Raw genomic sequence first — 1,807 nt, forward strand, 5'->3', positions numbered from 1 at the left:
CAGGATTGCGAAACGGTTCAAAAAGGGCGGCAGTGGTTGCCATTTTTCCCAACAATCCCAGGTTTTCGACATAATCTGATGCTGCGCTTGATGGAGTAAAGTAAACATCTATTTCTCGGACTTCTGAAGCTACATCACGACTGGGTACAACTGCTCCTATAGGTGATAGCAGCTCCGATAAATAATCTTTGGCAAATTGATCGTAAATGAATCGCGTCATCTGAGGTTTTCTGCGATCTACTTCTTCATAATTATCCCATAGTATCCCTAATTTTAATTTGAATAATTGAGCGAAAAATATTTTTTAATAAATCCCGATCAACCAAAGTATATTAAATGGTGGATTGGTGGATCTAAAAAGTTAATATTCTTGACAAAACTAGTTCCATAATTACACTTTTTGTTACTCGAAATGCCAGCAGAAAAACCTTAAAACTAACGGTAAGCAAAGGAATTTATGCTCAAAGCTATGACCAAAATCAGGTACTTTGACGATCCAACAGAAATCGAGGTGATACCCGTCAAACGGCAGCAATCAAACCGAACCCATACAATTGGGTTGCTACTTGCTGCGGCTACGGTTATCCTCTCGATCGAAATCTCAATTCATCGGCTAATTTTTTCTAGCCTAGTGTTACTGACTGCCATTGCGTTGGCGAAGCCTTTTGCGAAGCAAAGTATCGCATTCCCCAAACAATCCAACCTCGTACTAACCAACTTTGATACCTTACAGCGAAAACTGGGAATCAAACTCTACGGGTTAGCGTTCACCTTACTTGGCACCATCTTCCTACTAGACTTAACAACCGCACCCGCACAAGCCCAGTTTCTCAACAACGCCCAACAATGGATGCAAGGTGCATTTCCTAACATTGATGCCACCATTGTTGAGCTAGTTTTCAACGTTTTAAGAGCGTTATTTCTGCTGTATCTTGCCATCTCCTTAGTGCGGATTATTAACGCCGCTAGACAAGATGAAGATTGGCAACAATTGGCTAGAACACCCTTAATTATCTTGATTACCGTTGTCATGGGCGATATCCTCACAGGCTTCATCGTCGGTACGGGTGGCGGTACACCCTAATTGCATCATGTCATCTCCCCGCCAACAATTTAGAACCGTCAACCGCGTTTTGGGCGAACAACCCAAAATTGGCCCATTAAGAGCCGACCAGGTATTTCCTTGGTCTGCGATCGCTTTATTAACCTATTTCCTGGTTAAAGTTTTGTTCAATGCTTCTTGGCTGGTTACTTGCTTAGTTATCGGCTGGGGCCAGGCCAGCTGGTGGACTTTATCTAGTAACAAAACTTGGATGGGAAAATTCGTCCGAGTTCCGCGAATCGTCCGGGGTTATCAGCATTTTCAATCCCTCGTTAAAAACCGGAAATGAACAAGAAAAATACCGCAGACAAACTCGGCACTAAAACGATTGAAACCAAGGCCGTTGCTAAGCGGCTTACTCCCTTTGAAGACCTGATTCATCTAGCTGCCATCGGTCGCCTTTCCCTCGCTGGTCGCCAAGATATTGGTGCCATCATTCTGAAAAAAAAAGATAGCTTCCAGATTAAATTTTGCTTTGATTGCAAAGGCATTCACCCCTGATTACCAGACTCACAAGTTTACCCCATCTTTGCGGGAATTGAAGCTGGACTTAAAGAACTCCCTAAAGGTGAACTGTTAACCTTGCACATAGGTTCCTTCACCGATGACTTTGACCGACAACAAACCCTCAAAACGATTGAGGAAAATTGCGTTCAAGATGAGTTAAAACTGCTCGCACGTTCCGAAAGATTGAGAATGAGAGAA

At 43.0% G+C, this 1,807-nt stretch carries 3 protein-coding genes and 1 pseudogene; 3 read left to right on the forward strand and 1 reads right to left on the reverse strand.

Annotated elements, in window-relative coordinates:
• Window positions 1–220 (reverse strand): annotated as a pseudogene (locus tag ACE1CM_RS33570) (flagellar assembly protein H); the annotation flags it as partial.
• 249 nt (window positions 221–469) lie between these two features.
• Between ACE1CM_RS33570 and ACE1CM_RS33575 the strand changes: the two are divergent.
• The 3 genes from ACE1CM_RS33575 to ACE1CM_RS33585 are packed head-to-tail and all read left to right on the forward strand — an operon-like array spanning window position 470 to window position 1,603.
• The gene (locus tag ACE1CM_RS33575) at window positions 470–1,084 is read left to right on the forward strand and encodes a hypothetical protein (RefSeq protein WP_374883216.1); all 615 of its coding nucleotides are present in this window, start codon (window positions 470–472) and stop codon (window positions 1,082–1,084) included.
• A gap of 7 nt (window positions 1,085–1,091) precedes the next feature.
• Entirely contained in the window at window positions 1,092–1,391 is a 300-nt protein-coding gene (locus ACE1CM_RS33580) for a hypothetical protein (protein ID WP_374883217.1), read from the forward strand.
• The gene (locus ACE1CM_RS33585; RefSeq protein WP_374883218.1) at window positions 1,388–1,603 is read left to right on the forward strand and encodes a hypothetical protein; all 216 of its coding nucleotides are present in this window, start codon (window positions 1,388–1,390) and stop codon (window positions 1,601–1,603) included. The genes ACE1CM_RS33580 and ACE1CM_RS33585 overlap by 4 nt, the downstream gene beginning before the upstream one ends.
• Window positions 1,604–1,807 lie beyond the last annotated feature (204 nt).

It is taken from the genome of Microseira sp. BLCC-F43 (assembly GCF_041929235.1).
Taxonomy (GTDB): domain Bacteria; phylum Cyanobacteriota; class Cyanobacteriia; order Cyanobacteriales; family Aerosakkonemataceae; genus Microseira.

Bases quoted from the DNA above. Each gene is read 5' to 3' on its own strand.
- ACE1CM_RS33575 (WP_374883216.1), top strand. From the start codon at position 470: ATGACCAAAATCAGGTACTTTGACGATCCAACAGAAATCGAGGTGATA.
- ACE1CM_RS33585 (WP_374883218.1), top strand. From the start codon at position 1,388: ATGAACAAGAAAAATACCGCAGACAAACTCGGCACTAAAACGATTGAA.
- ACE1CM_RS33580 (WP_374883217.1), top strand. From the start codon at position 1,092: ATGTCATCTCCCCGCCAACAATTTAGAACCGTCAACCGCGTTTTGGGC.